This window comes from Phyllobacterium sp. MT110 (genome assembly GCF_058792715.1).
The window spans coordinates 524,304-544,358 of record NZ_JBXAFE010000001.1 but is presented as its reverse complement, the minus strand read 5'-3'; the positions used below and the strand labels follow the sequence as shown (position 1 = coordinate 544,358).

At 61.8% G+C, this 20,055-nt stretch carries 27 protein-coding genes; 17 read left to right on the top strand and 10 right to left on the bottom strand.

Features of this window, described 5'->3' with window-relative positions; all coding sequences use genetic code 11:
- Positions 1 to 80 precede the first annotated feature (80 nt).
- A complete protein-coding gene (gene cysS, locus AC1Q5O_RS02705) occupies positions 81 to 1,538 on the bottom strand; it encodes a cysteine--tRNA ligase (protein WP_492561824.1) in 1,458 nt (485 codons plus the stop codon).
- 385 nt (positions 1,539 to 1,923) lie between these two features.
- Between cysS and AC1Q5O_RS02700 the strand changes: the two genes are divergently transcribed.
- Entirely contained in the window at positions 1,924 to 2,088 is a 165-nt protein-coding gene (locus tag AC1Q5O_RS02700) for a hypothetical protein (RefSeq protein ID WP_158531317.1), read from the top strand.
- Here the strand turns inward: AC1Q5O_RS02700 and AC1Q5O_RS02695 are convergent.
- Together AC1Q5O_RS02695 and AC1Q5O_RS02690 are read right to left on the bottom strand one after the other, a co-directional pair.
- Complete coding sequence (locus tag AC1Q5O_RS02695; protein ID WP_492561823.1) at positions 2,065 to 2,679, bottom strand: LysE/ArgO family amino acid transporter; 615 nt, start codon at positions 2,677 to 2,679, stop codon at positions 2,065 to 2,067. The genes AC1Q5O_RS02700 and AC1Q5O_RS02695 overlap by 24 nt on opposite strands.
- Before the next feature lie 41 nt (positions 2,680 to 2,720).
- Entirely contained in the window at positions 2,721 to 3,485 is a 765-nt protein-coding gene (locus tag AC1Q5O_RS02690) for an SOS response-associated peptidase (RefSeq protein WP_492561822.1), read from the bottom strand.
- Between the two features lie 125 nt (positions 3,486 to 3,610).
- On the opposite strand from AC1Q5O_RS02690, the gene AC1Q5O_RS02685 reads away from it, so the two are divergent.
- From AC1Q5O_RS02685 to AC1Q5O_RS02670, 4 genes are all read left to right on the top strand, one after another.
- Positions 3,611 to 4,042: an NUDIX hydrolase gene (locus tag AC1Q5O_RS02685; RefSeq protein WP_492561821.1), complete on the top strand. Its 432-nt coding sequence runs from the start codon at positions 3,611 to 3,613 to the stop codon at positions 4,040 to 4,042.
- Positions 4,043 to 4,073: 31 nt separating this feature from the next.
- Positions 4,074 to 4,496, top strand: a complete 423-nt coding sequence (locus tag AC1Q5O_RS02680) for a TIGR02301 family protein (RefSeq protein ID WP_374042756.1) — start codon at positions 4,074 to 4,076, stop codon at positions 4,494 to 4,496.
- 103 nt (positions 4,497 to 4,599) lie between these two features.
- A complete protein-coding gene (locus AC1Q5O_RS02675; protein ID WP_105736147.1) occupies positions 4,600 to 4,857 on the top strand; it encodes a hypothetical protein in 258 nt (85 codons plus the stop codon).
- Positions 4,858 to 4,879: 22 nt separating this feature from the next.
- Positions 4,880 to 5,734, top strand: coding sequence for a hypothetical protein (locus AC1Q5O_RS02670; RefSeq protein ID WP_472461419.1), 855 nt, complete (start codon positions 4,880 to 4,882; stop codon positions 5,732 to 5,734).
- Here AC1Q5O_RS02670 and AC1Q5O_RS02665 read toward each other — a convergent pair.
- Positions 5,731 to 6,510, bottom strand: coding sequence for an AraC family transcriptional regulator (locus tag AC1Q5O_RS02665; protein ID WP_492561820.1), 780 nt, complete (start codon positions 6,508 to 6,510; stop codon positions 5,731 to 5,733). The two genes, AC1Q5O_RS02670 and AC1Q5O_RS02665, sit on opposite strands and share 4 nt — an antisense overlap.
- 97 nt (positions 6,511 to 6,607) lie before the next feature.
- On the opposite strand from AC1Q5O_RS02665, the gene AC1Q5O_RS02660 reads away from it, so the two are divergent.
- The 4 genes from AC1Q5O_RS02660 (at position 6,608) to AC1Q5O_RS02645 (ending at position 8,664) form a co-directional block, all read left to right on the top strand.
- Positions 6,608 to 6,862, top strand: coding sequence for a hypothetical protein (locus AC1Q5O_RS02660; RefSeq protein ID WP_346308177.1), 255 nt, complete (start codon positions 6,608 to 6,610; stop codon positions 6,860 to 6,862).
- Between the two features lie 9 nt (positions 6,863 to 6,871).
- Positions 6,872 to 7,264 carry a hypothetical protein gene (locus tag AC1Q5O_RS02655; protein WP_492561819.1) on the top strand — a complete coding sequence of 131 codons (393 nt, stop codon included), beginning with the start codon at positions 6,872 to 6,874 and terminating at the stop codon, positions 7,262 to 7,264.
- A gap of 94 nt (positions 7,265 to 7,358) precedes the next feature.
- Positions 7,359 to 7,811: a carboxymuconolactone decarboxylase family protein gene (locus AC1Q5O_RS02650; RefSeq protein WP_492561818.1), complete on the top strand. Its 453-nt coding sequence runs from the start codon at positions 7,359 to 7,361 to the stop codon at positions 7,809 to 7,811.
- 55 nt (positions 7,812 to 7,866) lie between these two features.
- On the top strand, positions 7,867 to 8,664 hold the full coding sequence (locus AC1Q5O_RS02645) for a sigma-70 family RNA polymerase sigma factor (RefSeq protein ID WP_464663230.1): 798 nt from the start codon (positions 7,867 to 7,869) through the stop codon (positions 8,662 to 8,664).
- 33 nt (positions 8,665 to 8,697) lie between these two features.
- Here AC1Q5O_RS02645 and AC1Q5O_RS02640 read toward each other — a convergent pair whose 3' ends face one another.
- A complete protein-coding gene (locus tag AC1Q5O_RS02640; protein ID WP_492561817.1) occupies positions 8,698 to 9,357 on the bottom strand; it encodes a DsbA family protein in 660 nt (219 codons plus the stop codon).
- Positions 9,358 to 9,528: 171 nt separating this feature from the next.
- On the opposite strand from AC1Q5O_RS02640, the gene AC1Q5O_RS02635 reads away from it, so the two are divergent.
- Complete coding sequence (locus AC1Q5O_RS02635) at positions 9,529 to 10,317, top strand: PhzF family phenazine biosynthesis protein (RefSeq protein WP_492561816.1); 789 nt, start codon at positions 9,529 to 9,531, stop codon at positions 10,315 to 10,317.
- On the opposite strand, the gene AC1Q5O_RS02630 is transcribed toward AC1Q5O_RS02635, so the two are convergent.
- A complete protein-coding gene (locus tag AC1Q5O_RS02630; RefSeq protein ID WP_472461425.1) occupies positions 10,305 to 11,642 on the bottom strand; it encodes a dihydroorotase in 1,338 nt (445 codons plus the stop codon). The genes AC1Q5O_RS02635 and AC1Q5O_RS02630 overlap by 13 nt on opposite strands.
- Before the next feature lie 76 nt (positions 11,643 to 11,718).
- Between AC1Q5O_RS02630 and ygfZ the strand changes: the two genes are divergently transcribed.
- The 7 genes from ygfZ to AC1Q5O_RS02595 are packed head-to-tail and all read left to right on the top strand — an operon-like array spanning position 11,719 to position 15,865.
- A complete protein-coding gene (gene ygfZ, locus AC1Q5O_RS02625) occupies positions 11,719 to 12,570 on the top strand; it encodes a CAF17-like 4Fe-4S cluster assembly/insertion protein YgfZ (protein WP_492563066.1) in 852 nt (283 codons plus the stop codon).
- A gap of 12 nt (positions 12,571 to 12,582) precedes the next feature.
- Positions 12,583 to 13,218, top strand: coding sequence for a YfbR-like 5'-deoxynucleotidase (locus tag AC1Q5O_RS02620; protein ID WP_492561815.1), 636 nt, complete (start codon positions 12,583 to 12,585; stop codon positions 13,216 to 13,218).
- A 9-nt stretch (positions 13,219 to 13,227) separates the two neighbouring features.
- Positions 13,228 to 13,749 carry a tyrosine phosphatase family protein gene (locus AC1Q5O_RS02615; protein ID WP_492561814.1) on the top strand — a complete coding sequence of 174 codons (522 nt, stop codon included), beginning with the start codon at positions 13,228 to 13,230 and terminating at the stop codon, positions 13,747 to 13,749.
- Positions 13,746 to 14,711, top strand: coding sequence for an NUDIX hydrolase (locus AC1Q5O_RS02610; protein ID WP_492561813.1), 966 nt, complete (start codon positions 13,746 to 13,748; stop codon positions 14,709 to 14,711). The genes AC1Q5O_RS02615 and AC1Q5O_RS02610 overlap by 4 nt, the downstream gene beginning before the upstream one ends.
- Before the next feature lie 9 nt (positions 14,712 to 14,720).
- Positions 14,721 to 15,227 carry a cupin domain-containing protein gene (locus AC1Q5O_RS02605; protein ID WP_492561812.1) on the top strand — a complete coding sequence of 169 codons (507 nt, stop codon included), beginning with the start codon at positions 14,721 to 14,723 and terminating at the stop codon, positions 15,225 to 15,227.
- Between the two features lie 51 nt (positions 15,228 to 15,278).
- Positions 15,279 to 15,554, top strand: a complete 276-nt coding sequence (locus AC1Q5O_RS02600; RefSeq protein ID WP_492561811.1) for a type II toxin-antitoxin system RelE/ParE family toxin — start codon at positions 15,279 to 15,281, stop codon at positions 15,552 to 15,554.
- Positions 15,555 to 15,562: 8 nt separating this feature from the next.
- Positions 15,563 to 15,865 (top strand): HigA family addiction module antitoxin, encoded by a 303-nt coding sequence (locus tag AC1Q5O_RS02595; protein ID WP_492561810.1) that lies wholly within the window; start codon positions 15,563 to 15,565, stop codon positions 15,863 to 15,865.
- 2 nt (positions 15,866 to 15,867) lie between these two features.
- On the opposite strand, the gene panB is transcribed toward AC1Q5O_RS02595, so the two are convergent.
- The 4 genes from panB to AC1Q5O_RS02575 are packed head-to-tail and all read right to left on the bottom strand — an operon-like array spanning position 15,868 to position 20,042.
- Positions 15,868 to 16,683: a 3-methyl-2-oxobutanoate hydroxymethyltransferase gene (gene panB / locus AC1Q5O_RS02590; RefSeq protein ID WP_492561809.1), complete on the bottom strand. Its 816-nt coding sequence runs from the start codon at positions 16,681 to 16,683 to the stop codon at positions 15,868 to 15,870.
- Between the two features lie 26 nt (positions 16,684 to 16,709).
- The gene (gene panC / locus AC1Q5O_RS02585; protein WP_492561808.1) at positions 16,710 to 17,555 is read right to left on the bottom strand and encodes a pantoate--beta-alanine ligase; all 846 of its coding nucleotides are present in this window, start codon (positions 17,553 to 17,555) and stop codon (positions 16,710 to 16,712) included.
- Entirely contained in the window at positions 17,552 to 18,442 is an 891-nt protein-coding gene (nadC, locus tag AC1Q5O_RS02580) for a carboxylating nicotinate-nucleotide diphosphorylase (protein ID WP_464659737.1), read from the bottom strand. The genes panC and nadC overlap by 4 nt, the downstream gene beginning before the upstream one ends.
- 19 nt (positions 18,443 to 18,461) lie before the next feature.
- Positions 18,462 to 20,042: an L-aspartate oxidase gene (locus tag AC1Q5O_RS02575; protein WP_492561807.1), complete on the bottom strand. Its 1,581-nt coding sequence runs from the start codon at positions 20,040 to 20,042 to the stop codon at positions 18,462 to 18,464.
- Between the last annotated feature and the right edge of the window lie 13 nt (positions 20,043 to 20,055).

Below are 20,055 nucleotides of genomic sequence, written 5' to 3'. Positions count from 1 at the left end.
GACGGCAGCCATGAAAGCTGATCTCCCCCCTTGTGGGGGAGATGTCCGGCAGGACAGAGGGGGGTGAAACAGCGCCGATGTCACCGTTTCACCTCCCAGGTTGTCACGCGCTCGCCGGTCTGCGGGTCCTTGCCGTCCTTCAGCTGGATGCCCTGCTCCAGAAGCTCATTGCGGATGCGGTCCGCCTCGGCAAAACTTTTCGCCGCAAGCAGGGACAACCGCTCGCTGATCCTGGCATCGAGCTCCGCCTTGAAGGCGTCGGACAGGCTGGCGGCGGTTTGACCCGCCACATCCACGCCCAGCAGGGCAAATGCCGCGTGGTAATCCGCCGGGCTGACCGAACCGGATTTGCGGATCGATGCCAGCCAGTTGATCAGGCTTGGCGTCGCCAGATCATCCGACAGGATGGTGATCGCATCATCCGGGATCGTGCCGACAGGCGCATCGCCGACATATTCGCGCGCCTTGACCAGGATGTTCTCCGCTTCCTCGAGCCGGCTGACGGTGAAGTCGATCGGCTCGCGGTAATTGGTCATCAGCATGGCGAGGCGCAACACCGCGCCCGGCCATTTGCGATCGCCGAAGGTCGTCGTCTGCAACAGCTCGTTGATGGTGAAGAAGTTGCCGGCGCTCTTGGCCATTTTCTGGCCTTCGACCTGCAGGAAGCCGTTGTGCATCCAGATATTGGCCATGCGCTCGGTCCCCAGCGCGCAGCACGACTGGGCGATCTCATTCTCATGGTGCGGGAACACCAGATCGATGCCGCCGGCATGGATATCGAAAATGTTCTTCATCGGATCGTCGCAGGCAAGACCGCCGCCGAAGGGCTCGAGCAGCTTGGCCATCGCCATGGCGGAGCACTCGATGTGCCAGCCGGGACGGCCAAGCCCTTCAATGCCCGCGGGCGACGGCCAGCCGGGTTCATCCACCTTGGACGGCTTCCACAGGACAAAGTCCATCTCGTCGCGCTTGTAGGACGCCACGTCAACGCGGGCACCGGCGAGCATGTCATCGGCCGAACGGCGGGCAAGCAGCCCGTAGCGCGGGCCCTTGCGGGCATTCATCGCCGAGGGGGAAAACAGCACATGACCGTCGGCGACATAGGCGACGCCCTGCTCGACGAGCCGGTCGATCATCGCCACCATTTCCCGGATGTAATCCGTGGCGCGCGGCTGGTCGGAGGGCTCGAGATTGCCCAGCGCCGTCACATCCGCCTGAAACTGCGCATTGGTCTTGTCCGTGACGATCCGGATCGCCTCGTTGAGCGGCAGGCCGGGATAGTCGCGCGCCGCACGGGCGTTGATCTTGTCATCCACGTCGGTGATGTTGCGCACATAGGTCACCTGCGCCTCGCCATGCAGATGGCGCAGCAGCCGGAACAGGACGTCAAAGACGATCACCGGGCGGGCATTGCCGATATGGGCATAGTCGTAGACGGTCGGACCGCAGACATACATGCGCACGTTTTTCGGATCGATCGGCACGAAATCTTCCTTCGTGCGGGTGAGCGTGTTGTAGAGGCTCAGGGTCTGCGGCATGTCTTTGATCTCAAATTCGGGTTGCAACGGTAAAAACGCATATCACGGCGCTGGTCTGGCGACCGGTGCGTTTCACATCTTTGGAGCGAATTTTGAGACGAAAACGGCCGGGGCCAGCGAAGCGCTAGCTGATAATAATCCGACAGGTAATAATCGTTACGGACGACGTTTTCATGATTGCATTTATGATTGAGCCGGGGCGCAAGGTCAAGCGCAACTTGCCAACGGCCGGGTGTGGCAAATTTATCGGGTTTGAACTGGTTAATTCAAATTAACCGGAAAGCCCAAAATCCTCCCGGAATGTGCCTTTTTTCCGGCGGAATTGACCGGGATTCCTGCACCCCAGAACAGAGGGGAATTGTCCCCGCGACACAGGACCGGACACATGACCAACACTTCCGTAGCGGCCAAAGCCCGCGACACCGTTTTCGCCGATCATCTGGCCGCACAATACCGTGCGATTGGCCCGGCCGCCGTTCAGGCCGCCGTCTTGACCAAGCCGCGCCAGCGGCCGCTGTTGACCGTTTCAACCGTGCAGGAAACGGACTAACAGACTGAGGGCGATCCCGGCCATGACAAGGCCGATCAGGACGTCCAGGACACGCCATGCGGCCGGCCTGGCAAAAACCGGCTGCAGCAGTCTCGCGCCATAGCCGAGACCGAAGAACCAGACGAACGAGGCGACCGCAGCTCCGGCGCCATAGGCCGCCCGGTTGGCGCCTTCAAAACGCGCCGACAGGCCGCCCAGCAGAACCACTGTATCCAGATAGACATGCGGATTGAGGAAGGTCAGCGCCAGAACCGTGGCAATGGCCGCCTTCAGCGAGCCCCCGCCCGAGCGCGCCGCCTGCATGGCCTCCGGCTTGAGCGCACGGCGAAACGCCACCGATGCATACCAGAACAGGAACGCCGCGCCGCCAAGCGTGACCATCGAAATCAGCTGGGGGGACTGGGCAATCAGCGTGCCGAGACCGGCAACACCGGCGGTGATCAGCAGCGCATCGGACAGCGCGCAGATCAGGGACAGGATGAAAACATGCTCCTGCAACAGCCCCTGGCGCAGAATGAAGGCATTCTGCGCGCCGATGGCGATGATCAACGAGGCACCGAGAAGGAAACCGGACAAAGCGGCGGAAAACATGGGAAAATCCTGAAATCTGAAGGAGAGGCTTGGATGGACGGTCAGAACAGCTTCATCTGATCGTCGGACTCGGGCGGCTTCTGCCGCAGCGGTTTTTTGACCTCAAAAGCCCCTTCGGCCATCCGCTCCTGAATGTCCGGGCCCATATTGGCAACCTTGTTGACCTTGTCGGACACCGGTATCGCCTCGAAAAAGTCCGGCTGGGCCGGTTTCAGCAGATCGGCGACATGGCGCGGCTCCTGGGTCTTGCAGTCGAGCCAGCGGCTGAAATCCTTGGGTTCGATGACGACGGGCATGCGGTCGTGGATGGGGCGCAGCGTTTCATTGGCGCTGGTGGTCAGGATCGCGCCCGTGTCCATTTCCGAGCCTTCCGCATTGGCCCATGGCTCGTACAGGCCGGCAAAGGCGATGACGCCGCCATGCTTGGGACGGATCCAGAACGCCTGCGACTTGTTCTTGCCGTCGCGGCGCCATTCGTAAAAACCCGAAGCGGGAATGAGCGCGCGGCGATGCCGCATGGCGGTCTTGAACGAAGCCTTGTCGATGGCGGTTTCCGAACGGGCATTGATCATCAGCGGATAATCGGCGGTGTCCTTGACCCAGCCGGGAATGAATCCCCAGCGCACCAAAAGCGCACGCCGGTCGGGGCGGTTGCTGCCGGGCGGCGGCGTTTCGCCCGAGACGATCATCAGCACCGGCTGTGTCGGCGCGATATTGTAGCGGGCCGGAAAGGCCTCGACATCCATCAGCCCCATCAGGGCTTCGATCTCTTCCGGGGTTCCGAGGAGGGCAAAACGTCCGCACATGCAATGAGAGCCTATTTGAATTGGAGTGGCGATCATCCGGTTTTTCGATGCCGGGTCAAGGTGGAGTTTGCGGGATGTTGCACGATGCTCTTGTCAAAGCCCCAGCCGCGACATACCCCTGACATATGGCACAGATTCCGCTTTCCCCCGATGTTGACGGCGTTTCAGCCGTCTGTATCCGCAACGAGGCTTTCCTCCTGGTGGAGCGCGGGCGCGAACCCGCCAAGGGCTGGCTGGCCTTCCCCGGCGGGCGGCGCGAAGAGGGAGAAGCGCCTGATAGCGCCGCCATCCGCGAACTTTTCGAAGAAACCGGTATCCGCGCGACGGAGGTGTCCTATCTCGACACGGTTGTCTTCGATTATTCGACCCCGGAATTTCCCGCCCCCCGGCCCTATCGCCTCGCGGTTTTCCTGGCTCACGATCCCCGGGGCGAGGCCATTGCCGCCGATGACGCGGCGGCGGTCCACTGGCTGAAAGTCGAGGAAATGGCCGGCTTCGATGTCACCGCCAGCGTGCTCGACATGGCCTACGCCCTGGCGCGAAGCTTCAAAAGTTGAGGGTATTGCCGCATTGCGCCTTGAAGACGCCTTGCTTTCCGGCCACAACCGTCTGCAGGGGATTCCACCGCCACAGGGTCAAGACGTGCGCCGCAGAGCATTGATATCAGCATTTCTGTTGGCGATCGTCAGCGCGGGTCCCGCCCACGCGGTGGACCCATTGTATGAAACAAAGCTGATCCGGCTGGCGGAAATTCTCGGCTCCATTCATTCGCTGCGCAACATCTGCGGCGAAAAAAGCAGCCAGTGGCGCGACAGGATGGATTCGCTGCTGGCGGCGGAGAATCCGGACCCTGCCCGCCGGGCACGGCTGGTGGCCAGTTTCAACCGCGGCTACCGGACGTTTACCGAGACCTATACGGCGTGCACGAGCCAGGCGATTGCGGCGATTGACCGCTACCAGACCGAAGGAGAAAGGCTTTCTTCGGAGATCATATCGGGCTATGGAAATTAACCAGGCTTTAACTGTTGAAGCCAAAGGACCGCATTTTAAGCAAAACGTATGGTATTGTTTAGCGGCAGTTTAAGAATTGGCTTCGGCCAAGGATGGTATAATCATGAACATGACATCGGCGGACCTCGATAAGTTGGTTGCAGAAGAAAAAAAGCTGGTTGCGATCGAATATCAGAATGAAGTCTGGGCAGATGGCACTCTTGAAGGTATCGAGCCCGAGATCATGGCCGAAGCTGCATTTGCGACCGCGCTGACCGAATTGATCCGGGATAACGGCGAAGTGTCCGCGCTGGCCTTGCTCGAAGTGCTGCGCGAACGTATTTCTGCAGGTGAATTCTCTTCGAATCGCGTCCTGCAATAATTCAACGACCGGGTGATCCTGCATGCTCGACAAGCTCGCTTCCGCTTCCGTGATCGCCAGAACAGGTTTTCTAGCGGCAGTCCTCTGCGCCTGCGCTGTTCCTGCCTATGCCGCCGGACTGGACAGGCCCGTGCAGCTGGCACTCAGCGAGATCAAGAAGGAAGAGCTGCCGAAGGCCACTGAAACGGCTCCGGCAAAGCCCGAGGAGAAGGCACCGGCGGGCACCGCCCCGGCGGCTCCGCCTGCCGCTTCGGAAACCAAACCCGCCACGACAACACCGGAAAAGCCCGCCGCCCCTGCCGCAGCGCAGGAAAAGAAGGCGCCCGAGGCACCCGCTGCCAAGGAAAACGATACGGCTGGCGCGCCGCGCAGCAATCCGGCCCTGCCGAACGTACCGGAAGGCTCGCCGCCGCCGCACGTGGAATACGACGTCACCAAGCTGCCCTTCCCGGTGCAGAAGATGCGCGAGCTTATCATTGCCGCAGCCAAGACCGGTTCGCTGGAATCCCTGCGGCCGCTGATCGGCTCGGGCGACGACATGACGATGCTGTCGCTCGCCGATACCGACGGCGACCCGATTGCCTATCTGAAGAGCCTTGCCGGCGACACGGATGGACAGGAAATCCTCGCCATCGCCATCGATATCCTCAATTCAGGCTACGTCCATCTGGATGCCGGAACGCCTGATGAGCTCTACGTCTGGCCGTATTTCTTCGCCTACCCGCTCGACAAGCTCGATGCCAAGCAGCGCGTGGAGCTCTTCCAGATCGTTACCGCCGGTGACTATGACGAGATGAAGCAGTTCGGCACCTATGTGTTCTACCGCCTCGGCATTACGCCGAAGGGCCGCTGGCGCTTCTTCGTCAACGGCGACTAAGACCCCCCACCAGCGAAATAGCGCGTGGGCGTGACCCCGAACACGCGCCGGAACATCGCAATGAAGGCGCTGATATTGTTGTAGCCGACATCAAGCGCAACTGATGTGACCGCCTGCCCCGCTGCCAGCAATTCCAGTGCCCGCATCAGCCGGGCGCGCTGGCGCCACTCGGTAAAGGTGAAACCCGTTTCAACCACGAATTTGCGCGTCATCGTCCGAGCGGGAATACCCGCCCAGTCAGCCCAATCCTCGGCCTTTCGTTCGTCGAGCAGATTGCCGGTAAAGGCATGGGCGATGCGCGCCAGCCGCACATCCGCCGGCATCGGCAGCCCGAGATCCTCATGCGGCAGGCTGGCGATCTCATCGAGAATGACGCGCGCAATCCGCTCCTGTCCCTGATCAAGCACCTCGCCCTTCCAGCCGGCCGCCCGGCTGACCGCCTCGCGCAGCAGGCCGGAACTGCGCAGGGTGCAGGGAATGGCGGGGAGCATCGCGCATTCCGGCTCCGCCACGTAGACACTCCAGCCGAAATAGGCCCCGTGCGACTGCAGCGAATGCTTGTGATACGGCGGTATCCACACCGCGTGGATGGCGGGAACGACCCATTGCCCCGCTTCCGTTCCAATCGTCAACAGACCGGTGCTCGCCCCCAGCAGCTGGCCGCGCGCATGGGCGTGGACGGCAACGAACCGTGGAACACTCCTCTCCTGCTTGCCCGCAATGATGATCGGGCCTTCGGACGACATGGCTTGTTCCGGCGTGATGAAATAGCTCATTTTGGCCTCAACGCCGTATTCATTGGCACCGATACGATAGCAGCGCCAATGCGTCGTGGCTAGTTTGCTCGCATGATTTTTTGCCAAGGAGACGACGATGCGTGCCCAGGACATTTTGCCCGACAATATCAACCAGGTAGAGGTCAACGACGTTGCCGTGCGCAAGGGGACGGTCGGCGCCTTCCTCATCAACGCACGGCTCTGGCTGAAACCCGGCGCAACCGCCGAGGAGCGGGAGCTGACCGAACAGGACATTCTCGATGCGCTGCCCGCACTGGTTGCATTGGGTCTGTTTGACTTCTTATCGATCCGTGATCCCAAACTCAGGGAATTCGTCGCCATGCACCTGTAGGAGACAACGATGCTCATTGATCTGAAGGAATTTCCGCTTGTCTATCTGCGTGCCGACCGGGACAGCAGCGAAAGCCCGGAAGCGCAGATCAGGGCGCTGTTTGCCCGCGGCGAACGCTTCGTCATGATCGCCGATCATTCGCCCGACGATCATCAGGAGGAGCCGCACGAGCAGCGCAAGCAACGCTCGCTGGTGCTCAAACGCTTTCGCGACCAGCTGGCGCGCTGGTGTGCCGGCGCCATCGTCATCGAGAACAAGGGGCCGGTGGCAAAGCCGATCAAGCTCGCCTCCCAGGCGTTCGGCCATGCTTTCGGCGTTCCCTTTGCCTTTGTCAAAGACGATGCCGCCGCACGGGAAACCGCGCACCGCATCCTTGTGCCGCAGGCTTTTCCGCTCGGCTGAAAAATAATCCGAAAAATTTGCGGGGCATGTCACATCCGGCCTTTCCATCTCGTCTTGTCTGCAGGCAACGCAATGCCGCACAAGGAGATGATTGATGAAAGCCCGATTGATTCCCTATAGCTACGCCATCATGAAGCCAATGCTTGACATGGAGGACGCCGTTGTCAAAAGCGGCCTCGAACACAGCCTGATCGAACTGGTCAAGATGCGCGCCTCGCAGATCAATGGCTGCGCCTACTGCCTCGACATGCATTCGAAGGATGCGATCAAGCATGGTGAGACGGTGCAGCGCCTGGTGCTGCTTGATGCCTGGCGGGAATCGCCGCTTTATAGCGACCGTGAGCGCGCCGCGCTCGGTTGGACCGAGGCACTGACACTGGTTGCGCAAACCCATGCCGACGACCGCGACTTTGAGCCCCTCAAGGCGCAGTTCACCGAAGAGGAGATCGTCAAACTGACCATGCTGATCGTTACCATCAACGCCTGGAACCGGATTTCCGTCGGCTTCCGCTCCGTCCATCCGGTCGACAAAGCCCGTGCAGCCTGACGCGACGGAAACGTTCAACCGCCTCCGGCCGCGGCTGATCCGCATTGCCTATCGCATGCTCGGTTCAGTCGCGGAGGCGGAAGACATCGTGCAGGAAGGTTTCATCCGCTGGCACCAGGCCGACCGGTCGCAGGTGCGCAGCGCGGAAGCCTTCCTCGTGCGCACCATATCGCGGCTTTGCCTCGATCACCTGAAATCGGCGCGCGTGCGGCGGGAGACCTATGTGGGAAGCTGGCTGCCCGAGCCGATCTTCGACCCCAGCGAGGAGGAAACCGACAATGATATCACCCTCACCCTGATGATGGCGCTGGAACGGCTGTCGCCGCTCGAACGCGCGGCCTTCCTGCTGCATGACGTGTTCGGCCAGGATTTCAATCAGGTATCGGAGGCCATCGGCCGCGATCCGGCAACCTGCCGCCAGCTTGCCAGCCGCGCCCGTACCCATGTGCAGCAGGCAAAACCGCGTTTTCCCGTGTCCGACACGCATGGCAGGACTATTGCGACGGCCTTCTTCAATGCCTCGCGCAGCGGCGACATGCAGGCCCTGCAGGCGCTGCTCGCCGAGGATGTCACGCTCTACACCGATGGCGGCGGCATTCGTCCCTCGGCGATCAATCCCGTCTATACACAGGACAAGGTGTCGCGTTTCTTTGCCGGTATTGCGCGCCACGCCGAATACCGCAAACCGCCACTGTTGCGTCAGGGACTGATCGATGGCCTTCCCGGCTATGTCACCCGCGAAGCCGACGGCCTACTCCAGACCACCGCCCTCGCCATCGAGGACGGAAAGATCAAGGCGATCTACATCGTGCGCAACCCGGAAAAGCTGGGCCATATCGCCGTCGCCAATTGATCTTGCGGCAGCAGAGGGCGATCCCCGCGCGCCCTACCGCGCGGCTTGCAACGCGCCGTCGATGATCGCCGACATCTGGGTCACCGAAAGCGCGCCGACATATTTCCTTCCGTTGACGAAGAATGTCGGCGTGCCGGTGACGCCGAACTCCTTCAATGCACGTTCCCGGACGGCGTTCACCTTGTTGAGGAGTGCCTGGTCGGCCAGGCAGGATTTGAATTCCTGTTCCGACAGCCCCGCCAGCTTGGACGTCTGCTGCAGATAGCCCATGATATCCTTGGTCTGGATCCACTGCCGCTGATGCCCGAACAGCGTTTCGATGAAGGGATAATAGCGCTCCTTGGTCACGCAGCGCGCCAGCATGAAAATGCCCGTGGAACGCGGCTCCAGCGGCAATTCGCGAAAGATCAGCTTCGCCTTGCCGGTGCTGATGTATTTCTGCTTGATGACGGGCAGCGTCTGCACGGTGAAATCCGCGCAATGCGAGCAGGCCATGGACGCGTATTCAACGATGGTCACGGGCGCATCGGCATTGCCGAGGACCATGTCCTCAAGCGGTCCCGGCTGCATGAGTTTCGCCACATCAACGCTACCGACAGGCGCAGGAACAGTCTCGCCGGCAGCCATCGCCGGGACGGCCATGGAAATGGCGGCGGCAGCGGACATCAGGAGCGTATTACGGCGGTTTGGCATGGGAGTTCTCTCTCGATCAGAATGCGAAGCGGACATCTGTCTACATCAGCATCCGTGACTTTTTCATGGAGTATCGTATGCCGGAGCGGATACATGTTGATCATTTGCACGTTGACCCGCCGGAAAGCTGCGCTCACGATAGATGCACCTCTCACACCACGGAATCATCCCATGCCAGAATTCACGATGTATCAGGTCGATGCCTTCACCAGCGCGCTTTTCCGCGGCAATCCGGCCGCCGTTCTGGTGCTGGACGACTGGCTGCCCGAGGCAACCATGCAGAACATTGCCGCCGAGAACAATCTGGCGGAGACGGCATTCGTGCGGCCCAACGGCAGGGGATGGGACCTGCGCTGGTTTACCCCGGTGCACGAGGCGCCGTTCTGCGGCCATGCCACGCTGGCGACCTCGCACGTGCTCGCGCATGAGATGGGCATTGACGGCCAGCTGGTGTTCGAGACGCAGGTCGGCACCTTGCGCGTCGATCGCAGCAATGATGGCTATCAGCTTGATTTTCCGAGTTTTCCGCCTGAGATCCTGAGCGAAATTCCAGCACCGTTGAGGGCCATTTTCGGCACGGGCGAGGTCAAGGCGTTCCGCAATTTCGAAAACATGTTCGTCGAACTTGCCGATGAACGGGCGGTCGTGGAGTTCGTGCCTGATCTGCCCGCAATCCTGAAACTCGATCCCTTAAGCCTTGTGATCACGGCAAAGGGCGATGAGCACGATTTCGTCTCGCGCTACTTTGCACCGCTCGCCGGCATCCCGGAGGATCCGGTCACCGGTTCCATTCACGCGACGCTGGTGCCCTACTGGGTGCAAAAGCTGGGCAAGACGAACCTCTCGGCCTTCCAGCGCTCCAGCCGCGGCGGGCATCTCCTGTGCGAACTCAAAGGCGACCGCGTGCTTCTTTCAGGATCGGCGGTCACCTTCATGAAGGCGCAAATCTACCTGCCCTGACCCAGCGCCTCGCCAAACAGCACCGGCTCACCCTGCGACGGCGTGACGATTTCGCCGTCCCACATCACCTTGATGCCGCGCACGATGGTGCCGACGGGCCAGCCGGTGACGATCCTGCCGTCATAGGGCGTCCAGCCGGCTTTCGAGCCGACCTGCGCATTGGTGATGGTTTCGCGCCGCTTCATGTCGACGATGGTCAGATCCGCGTCATAACCGACGGCGATGCGGCCCTTGCGCGCCATGCCGAACAGGCGGTTGGGGCCGTGCGAGCTCAGGTCGACAAACCGTTCGATCGACAGGCGCCCGGCATTGACATGATCCAGCATGATCGGCACCAGCGTCTGCACGCCGGTCATGCCCGACGGCGATGCCGGATAGGGCTTTGCCTTTTCTTCCAGCGTGTGCGGCGCATGGTCGGAGCCGAGCACATCGACAATGCCCTGTCCGATGCCCTTCCAGATGCCGTCGCGGTGGCGCGCATCGCGCACCGGCGGGTTCATCTGGATCAGCGTTCCCAGCGTGGCATACTGGCTGGCATCCAGCGTCAGATGATGCGGCGTTGCCTCACAGCTGGCCACATCCTTGTGCCCGGCGAGGAAATCGATTTCTTCCGCCGTGGAAATATGCAGGACATGGATGCGCGCGCCGGTTTGGCGCGCAATGCGCACAAGCCGCTCGGTGCACTGGAGCGCGGCAATTTCATCGCGCCAGACCGGGTGCGAGGCGGGATCGCCGGCAATGCGGTAGCTTTCGCGCTCGCGCAGGCGGAACTCGTCCTCGGAGTGGAAGGCGGCGCGGCGGCGGGTGTTGCGCAGGATGGAAGCCACGCCTTCGTCATCCTCGACCAGGAGATCGCCGGTGGACGAGCCCATGAACACCTTGATGCCTGCAGCGCCGGGCAGACGTTCCAGTTCGGCCACGTCTTTCGCATTGTCGCGCGTGCCGCCGACCCAGAAAGCGAAATCGCAATGCATGCGGTGATTGCCGCGCCGCACCTTGTCTTCCAGCGTTTCCGCCGACGTGGTCAGAGGTTTGGTATTGGGCATTTCGAAGACGGCGGTGACACCGCCGAGGACGGCCGAGCGCGAACCGCTTTCAAGATCCTCCTTGTGCTCGAGGCCGGGCTCGCGGAAATGCACCTGGCTGTCGACAACACCGGGCAGAATATGCAGGCCGGTCGCATCGATGATCTCGCCGGCGGAGGCACCGCCGAGATTGCCGATGGCGGCAATGCGGCCATTGGTGATGCCGATGTCGCGCAATCCGACACCATCCTGATTGACAACCATTCCGCTTCTGAAAATCGTATCGAACGTCTGTGCCATCTGCTTTCCATTCCTGCCTTGCGAACCCTTCCCTTGCGGCTTACGTAACGGGGACAGCAAAGGCAAGGGTGATATGATGCCATCGGCAAACTTAAGCGGCAGAGCGATTCTCGACGTAACCGGAGACGATGCGGAAAAGTTCCTGCAGAACCTGATCACCACCGATCTCGATACCCTCAGTGAAGGCGACCTCAAACCCGGCGCGCTGCTGAGCCCGCAGGGCAAAATCCTGTTCGAGTTCCTTGTCTCCCGATCAGTGGAAGGTCTCGTGCTCGATACGCTGCAAACCTCGGTCGCCGATCTCCAGAAAAGACTGACGCTCTACAAGCTGCGTGCCAAAGTGCAAATTACCCTGCGGCCTGAATCGGTTATCCGGGTTTCATGGCACAATGAGTCAGGCACTTCAGATGATGATTCAAGCCTGCACGACCGCCGCTTTCCCGATGCCGTGAATGTCCGCCGCCAGTATGGTGGTAAAGCCGCACCGACGGCGGACGAATCGCAATGGACGGCGCTGCGCATTGCCCACGGCGTGGCGGAAGCGCCGCTCGACTATGCGCTTGGCGATGCGTTCCCGCATGATGTCAATCTCGACCAGACCTCCGGTGTGTCCTTCAAAAAGGGCTGCTTCATCGGCCAGGAGGTTGTCTCGCGCATGCAGCACCGCGGCACGGCGCGCCGGCGCATTCTCATTGCCTCGGGCAATGCCAGCCTGCCGGAAACGGGTACGGCCATTACCGCCAACGGCCGCGAAATCGGCACGCTCGGCAGCGTCGCAGGCAATGCAGCGCTGGCGCTGGTGCGCATCGACCGTGTCAAGGACGCCATGGATGCGGGCACACCGATCCTGTCAGGAGATGCGGTTCTTACCCTTGCCATTCCGCCCGAACACCGCTTTACATTTCCCGTGACGACCGAAGGGGCCTGAGCGGGAGAATCCATGCCGAAACCGGCAGCAGCCAAAACCAAGCAGACCAAAGAAACGCGGGCATGGCAGCGCATGCTGTCGGGCCGCAGGCTCGACCTGCTTGACCCCTCGCCGCTCGACATCGAAATCGAAGATATCGCGCAGGGCCTGTCGCGCGTGGCGCGCTGGAACGGCCAGACCGTCGGCGAGCACGCCTATTCGGTGGCGCAGCATTCCCTGCTGGTCGAGCACATCTTCGGCCTGATCGTCCCCGATGCAAGCACCGAGCACCGGCTGGCAGCACTTTTGCACGATGCGCCGGAATATGTGATCGGCGACATGATCTCACCGTTCAAGGCGGTGGTGGGCGGCGATTACAAGAGCGTCGAGCTGCGCCTGCAGCAGGCCATCCACCTGCGCTTTGCCCTGCCGCCAACCGTATCGCAAAGTCTGCGCGGCCTGATCAAACGCGCCGATGCCGTCGCCGCCTATTTCGAGGCGACGCGGCTTGCCGGTTTTGCTGAGAAGGAGGCCGTGCTTTTCTTCGGGCGGCCGCGCGGAATCGACCCGCAATGTCTCGACTTGACGGCCATGGCCACCCAGAATGCGCAGAATGCCTTTTTGCAGCGTTTTGCTGTATTGGAATCACATCGCGCCAGCAAGACATAGAGGCCAGCCATGCCGCATATCATCGTCACTCCCCTTTCCCGGCTTGCCGAAACGGCAACACGGTCCGGCGCACGGGACATGGTGACCCTGATCAACATGGGCACCCCGGTTGAACGGCCCGCCGAAATCGCCGAAGCGCGCCACCTGTTTCTCGGTTTCAACGATATCATCGAACCGGCTGACGGCATGACGCCGCCGGGTGCCGAGCACGTGCACAGCCTGATCGCCTTCGGCCGCAATTGGGACCGGCAGGCGCCGCTGCTCGTGCATTGCTATGCCGGTATCTCGCGCTCCACCGCCGGGGCCTATATCACCGCGCTGGCGCTCAACCCCGCGCTTGACGAGGTCTGGCTGGCCCAGACCCTGCGCCGGAACGCGCCTTCCGCCACGCCCAACAGCAGGCTGGTTGCCCTCGGCGACGACATCCTTGGCCGCAAGGGGCGCATGGTCGATGCGATCAAGGCGATCGGGCGCGGCGAGGACGCATTTGAAGGCACCCCCTTCATCCTGCCGCTCGCGGTCCAGCCATGACAACCACCGGTGCGCCCAACGCCGTCGAAATCAACCTGAGCGCCGCCATCGCCGCGGTTGCCGACAACGACCCGCTGATCCTGACGACACCGGCCAGCGACGATGCGCAGCGCGATGAACTGCCGTTCGGGCCGTTCAATCCGCTGGCGCACCGCACCTTCGAGACAGGCCTGCGCGAGTGGGTGGCGGAGCAGACGCCGCTGCGCCTCGGTTATGTCGAGCAGCTCTACACATTCGGCGACCGCGGGCGGCACAAGACGGCCGAGGACCGTGATCTGCACATCGTCTCCGTCGGTTATCTCGCACTGACCCGGATCACCGACGACAACCGGGAAGCGCTGCGCAAATCCGGCGCACGCTGGCGCAGCTGGTATTCGTTCCTGCCGTGGGAGGACTGGCGCGGCGGCAAGCCCGCCATGATCGATGACACCATTCGCCCTGCATTGTGCCAGTGGGCAGAACAGGGCAACTCGCATGCGCGCCTGAGCCGGTTCCGGCTGGCCTTCGGCGACGAGGGCATCGCCTGGGACGAAGAGCGTGTACTGGAACGCTATGAACTGCTCTACGAGGCGGGTCTCGTCACCGAGGCCGTACGCGACGGGCGCGCCGACCCGCCTGCCCTCACTGGCAATCTCGGCCTGCCCATGAGTTTCGATCATCGCCGTATCCTGGCGACGGCGATTTCACGCCTGCGCGCCAAGCTGAAGTACCGTCCCGTGGTGTTCGAACTGATGCCGCCGACCTTCACGCTTACCGCGCTGCAGGAAACCGTGGAAGCCATCTCCGGCCGCCACCTGCACAAGCAGAATTTCCGCCGTCTGGTGGAAGGGACGGAACTGGTCGAGCCGACCGGGGCCGAACAGACACAGGCGCGCGGCCGCCCCGCTGCGCTTTACCGGTTCCGGCACAATATATTGGAGGAGCGCAGCGTCGCGGGCCTGCGGGTCGGCGGGCGCGGATAGGGAGGGGATATGACCGACAAACCCAGTGCCGTGAACGCCGAAGGCATTGCGGAACCGTTCGCTGTGGAAAGCGTGCCGTGGCAGGACTGGTCGGAAGGCAGCCGTTACGGCTCGCGCTTCCGCTATCTCTCTGCCTTCGGCGGTGCCAGCCATGTCGGCGTTGCGATGGAGGAACTGGCGCCGGGCATGGAGTCCAGCCTCAACCATTATCACATGCTGGAGGAAGAGCAGGCGCTGATCGTGGCGGGCGAGATGACCCTGAAGCTCGGCGACAAGACCTATCTGGTCAAAGCCGGCGATTATGTCTGTTTTCCCGCGGGCCAGAAGGCCGGACATTCCTTCTACAACCACAGCAGCGAGCCCTGCCGCTTCCTCATCATCGGCGAGAAGAACCCGCATGACGTGATCGTCTATCCGGAAACCGGCCGGGTCAGCGTCCGCCTGACCGGCGAAGGCTATGACAAGTCGGCCACGATGGAATATTGGCAGGGCGCCGATATGGAACGGAAGGGGTAATAATACGAACGTCGAATTGACGGGATTGCAAAGTGTAAGCAATCTGCTTACATGATCAAGACGTTTAAGAATAAAGCGGTTGCTGATCTCTGGCGTGATGGCAGATCAAAAATTGATGTGCGATTGCACAAGCGAATTCTCGTGCGGCTCGATCGCCTTAATGTCGCAACAGGGATCGAACAGCTGAATCTTCCAGGTTTTGATTTTCATTCCCTGAAAGGTTTTAAACCAACCAGATACACCATTCACATCAATGGTCCTTGGTGCATCACGTTCAGTTTTGAAAACGGTCATGCATATGACGTCGACTTTGAACAATACCACTAGGAAGTCCAATGACGAAAATGACATCCAGCCCAGATCGTTGCCCGTCCCATCCCGGCGCGCTGCTTGATGATATCATTCCGGCGACTGGAAAGACCAAGGCGGAAATTGCGCAACTTCTGGGAATATCGCGCCAACATTTCTATGACATTATCGGCGAGCGCAAGCCGGTGTCCCCGGCCGTGGCGGCGCGCCTTGGCAAGGCTTTCGGCGATGGCGCAGCGGTATGGCTGCGGATGCAGGCAGCCTATGACGCCTGGCATGCGGAGCGCGAAGTCGACGTCAGCAAAATTCCGACGATCCGCGCCGCATAACCTTACTTCAGGAGATATACGTTCTCATCGCCCGGAAATGCCCGTGCGCGGACATCATCCGCATAGGCTTTCACCGCGGCGTCGATACCGGCGCCGACCGTGCCGTAGACCTTGACGAATTTGGGCGGTTTGGGGTTGTAACCCAGCATGTCTTCCAGCACGAGAATCTGCCCGTCACATTCTTTCGACCCGCCGATGCCGATGGTCGGAATTGGGATTTCCCGGGAAATCTCGGCGGCGAGCGGCTCGACGATGCCTTCGAGCACCACGGAAAACGCACCGGCATCGCTGACCGCCTTGGCATCCGCCTTGATCAGCGGCCACAGCGCCGTGTCGCGCCCTTGGGTCTTGAAGCCGCCGAGCGTGTTGATCGACTGCGGCGTCAGGCCGATATGCGCCATCACCGGAATGCCGCGTTCGGTGAGAAAGCGGATGGTCTCGGCCATGCGCACGCCACCTTCGATCTTGATGGCGCCGCAGCCGGTTTCCTGCATCACCCGTGCCGCATTGCGGAACGCCGTGGCGGGGCTTTCCTCATAGCTGCCGAAGGGCATGTCGACGACGACCATGCCGCGTTTCGAACCACGCACGACAGCCTTGCCGTGCATGATCATCATGTCGAGCGACACGCCAAGCGTTGATTCCATGGCGTAGAGCACCATGCCGAGACTGTCGCCGACGAGGAGAATATCCGCATGATTGTCGACGATGCGGGCCGTGTTGGCGTGATAGGAGGTCAGCGCCACGATGGGTTCGCCGCCCTTGCGTGCACGGATTTCCGGCGCCGTAACCCGGCGAATGACGATTTCCTGGCTCATCTGGATGCGCTCCCCTCGCGTTGTTGTCAGCCGATCACGCGCTGGTCGATCAGCCGGACTTTGCCGAAGCGCACCGTGAGCAGGATGACCACGGGCTGTTTGAATTTACCCGAGACGGGATCGAGCGTCTGGGCGTCGCGGATATCGACGGCTTCGACGTCGCCCTGCTTTTCCGTTTCCAGCATCGTGCGCACCGCATTGCGGATGGCCGCCACCGAACGCTGCCCTTTTGCCACCATCGCATCGGCAAGATCGAGCGAGCGCGGCAGGATCGCCGCCGCCTTGCGGTGTGCGGGTGTCAGCATGGCATTGCGCGAGGAGCAGGCGACGCCATCCGCTTCGCGCACCGTTGCCACGCCGGTGATGACGATGGGCATGTCGAGATCGGCGACCATGCGGCGGATGATCGTCAATTGCTGATAATCCTTCTCGCCGAAGAAGGCGTGGTCCGGCTGCACGATGTTGAACAGTTTCGTCACCACCGTGCTGACGCCGCGGAAATGGCCGGGCCGGATCTTGCCGATCAGGATGCGCGAGAGAACCGGGTTTTCAACGATGGTGTTGGCGCCCGCCCGGTAGATTTCGGCCACCTCCGGCGTGAAGACATAATCGACGCCTTCGGCTTTCAGCTTGGCGAGATCGCCGGCCATGTCCCGGGGATAGGTGGACAGGTCCTCGTTGGGACCGAACTGGGTCGGATTGACGAAGATCGACACGACAGTCACATCGCAGGCGGCGCGCGCGTGGCGCACCAGCGTCATGTGGCCGATGTGCAGATAGCCCATGGTCGGCACGAGACCGATGCTCCGGCCCTTCAATCGTTCCGCCTTGAGGGCGGCGCGCAGCTCGGCGATGGTGGCGATGACTTTCATTTCAGTTCTATGTCCAGTCCGATATCCAGCGTTGGCGCTGCCATGGTGATCTTAGAGGTCGAGATGTAATCGACGCCGGTTTCGGCGATGGCCTTGATCGTATCAAACGCAATATTGCCCGATGCTTCAAGTCTGGCGCGGCCTGCATTGATTTTCACCGCCTTTTCAAGCAGTTCCGGCCCCATATTATCAAGAAGAATCACATCGGCATTGACGGACAATGCCTCATCGAACTGGTCGAGGCCATCCACCTCCACCTCGATCTTGACGAGATGTCCGGCATAGGCCCGCGCGGCCAGAATGGCCTTGGCGACACCGCCTGCAACAGCAATGTGGTTGTCCTTGATCAGGATCGCGTCATCAAGGCCGAAGCGGTGGTTGGAACCGCCGCCGCACTTCACCGCATATTTGGCGAAAGTCCGCATGCCGGGAATGGTTTTGCGCGTGTCGCACACCCTTGCATGGGTATGGGCGATCAGGTCGGCAAAGCGGGCGGTATAACTGGAGATTCCGCTCAGATGCATGAGGAAATTGAGCGCCACGCGCTCGGCCGACAGGATGGCGCGGGCATTGCCTTCGACAATGGCGATGATGTCGCCGGGTTTCACCCGCACGCCGTCCTTGACCAGGGCGGTGAATGTCACGTCGGGATTGATCAGGATGAAGGCCTTGCGGGCAAATTCCATGCCGCAGATCACGCCGGCCTCGCGGCTGGACAGAACCGCCTTGGCGGTCGCCTCCTCCGGGAGCGTGGCATTGGTGGTCAGATCACCGGCGCGCCCGAGATCTTCGAGCAGGGCGGCGCGTACGGCGTCGTCGATCAGCAGTCCCGGCAATGATGGGGGAAACGCCTTCTGCGCTACAGTTGCTTTCTGAGACATATTCATCAGCTCTCTCCACCTGCGCCTAGGCGCGTTCCATCATGTCGCCGACATAGGCCTGCGCATCGTCCAGTGTCAGGAATGTCCGATGCTGCCATTCCCGGCGTTTTTCGGGAAAATCGGTGCGGAAATGGCCGCCGCGGCTTTCCTCGCGGCGCAAGGCACTGACCGCCACCAGCTTGGCGGTGGCCAGCACATTGCGGAATGCCGGATCGCGGTTGGCCCGTTCAAGGGCGAGAATGGCCTTCAGCCCGGCGCGCATATCCTCGCCGTTGCGGATCACCCCGAAGCTGGCGCTCATGGTCCTGCGCAGCGTCGCCATGGCGGAACTGTCGCCTTCGGTCTGCAGGTCATCGCGGTCGACCGATCCGGCCGACCAGTTATCGACCGGTTTCGCGCCGTCCCTGCCGATTTTGGCAGCGATGCGGGCAGAGAACACGACTGCCTCCAACAGCGAATTGGATGCGAGGCGGTTGGCGCCATGGGCACCCGTCGAGGTGCATTCGCCGCAGGCCCAGAGGCCGTCAATCGAGGTGCGCCCGTCGGCATCGGTGAGGATACCGCCCATGAAATAGTGGGCGGCGGGAATAACGGGGATGGGCTGGGTCACGGGATCGATGCCGGCGTCGCGGCAATAGCGGTACACCGTCGGAAATTCGTCGGGGAACGCCGCGCCGACCGCCGTGGTGCAGTCGAGCCAGGCGCCCCGCCCCGCCATGACTTCGGCATAGATGCCGCGCGCCACCACATCGCGCGGGGCAAGTTCGCCATCGCTGTCGATTTTCAGCATGAAGCGCTCGCCGTCGCGGTTGATCAGTGTCGCGCCATGGCCGCGCAATGCTTCGGTTGCCAGCGGCGCCGGGTCCTTGTGCACGTCAAGCGCCGTCGGGTGAAACTGCACGAACTCCATATCGGCCATCATGGCACCCGCGCGGGCAGCCATGCCGATGCCCTCGCCGCGCGCCTCGGACGGATTGGTGGTGACCGCATAGAGATGCCCGATGCCGCCCGTGGCGATGACGACCGAACGGGATGCAAGGCGTATCTTCTCGCCCCGGCCCGCATCGGCGCGGGCGATCACCCCGGTCACGGCGCCCTTTTCCGTGGTGATGTCTTCCACCACATAGCCTTCCATCACACGAATGGACGGGGTGTTCTCGACGGTGTGCACCAGCGCCTGCATGATGGCGCGGCCCGCCATGTCGCCGCGCACACGGACGATGCGGCTTTCCGAATGCGCCGCCTCACGCGACACCTGCAGCTTGCCTTCCAGATCGCGGTCGAACGGCACGCCGTAGCCAAGCAGGTCGTGCACGCGGGCAGCGGCTTCCGTTGCCATCAGCCGTGCAATGCTTTCGTCCACGATGCCGTCACCGGCGGCCATCGTGTCGGCCACATGCTTGTCCGTGGTGTCGCCGTCGGAGACGGCGGCGGCAATGCCCGCCTGCGCCCAGGCCGAGGACGCACCGCGGCCGATGGGTGCGGCCGCGAGAATGGTGACGGGACGCGGCGCAAGCTTCAGCGCGCAGAACAGGCCGGCCAGACCGCCACCGATAATGATCACCGGCTCAACCGGCGCCGGGGCCTTGGAGAATGGTACGCTCATCGGAATTACCCCT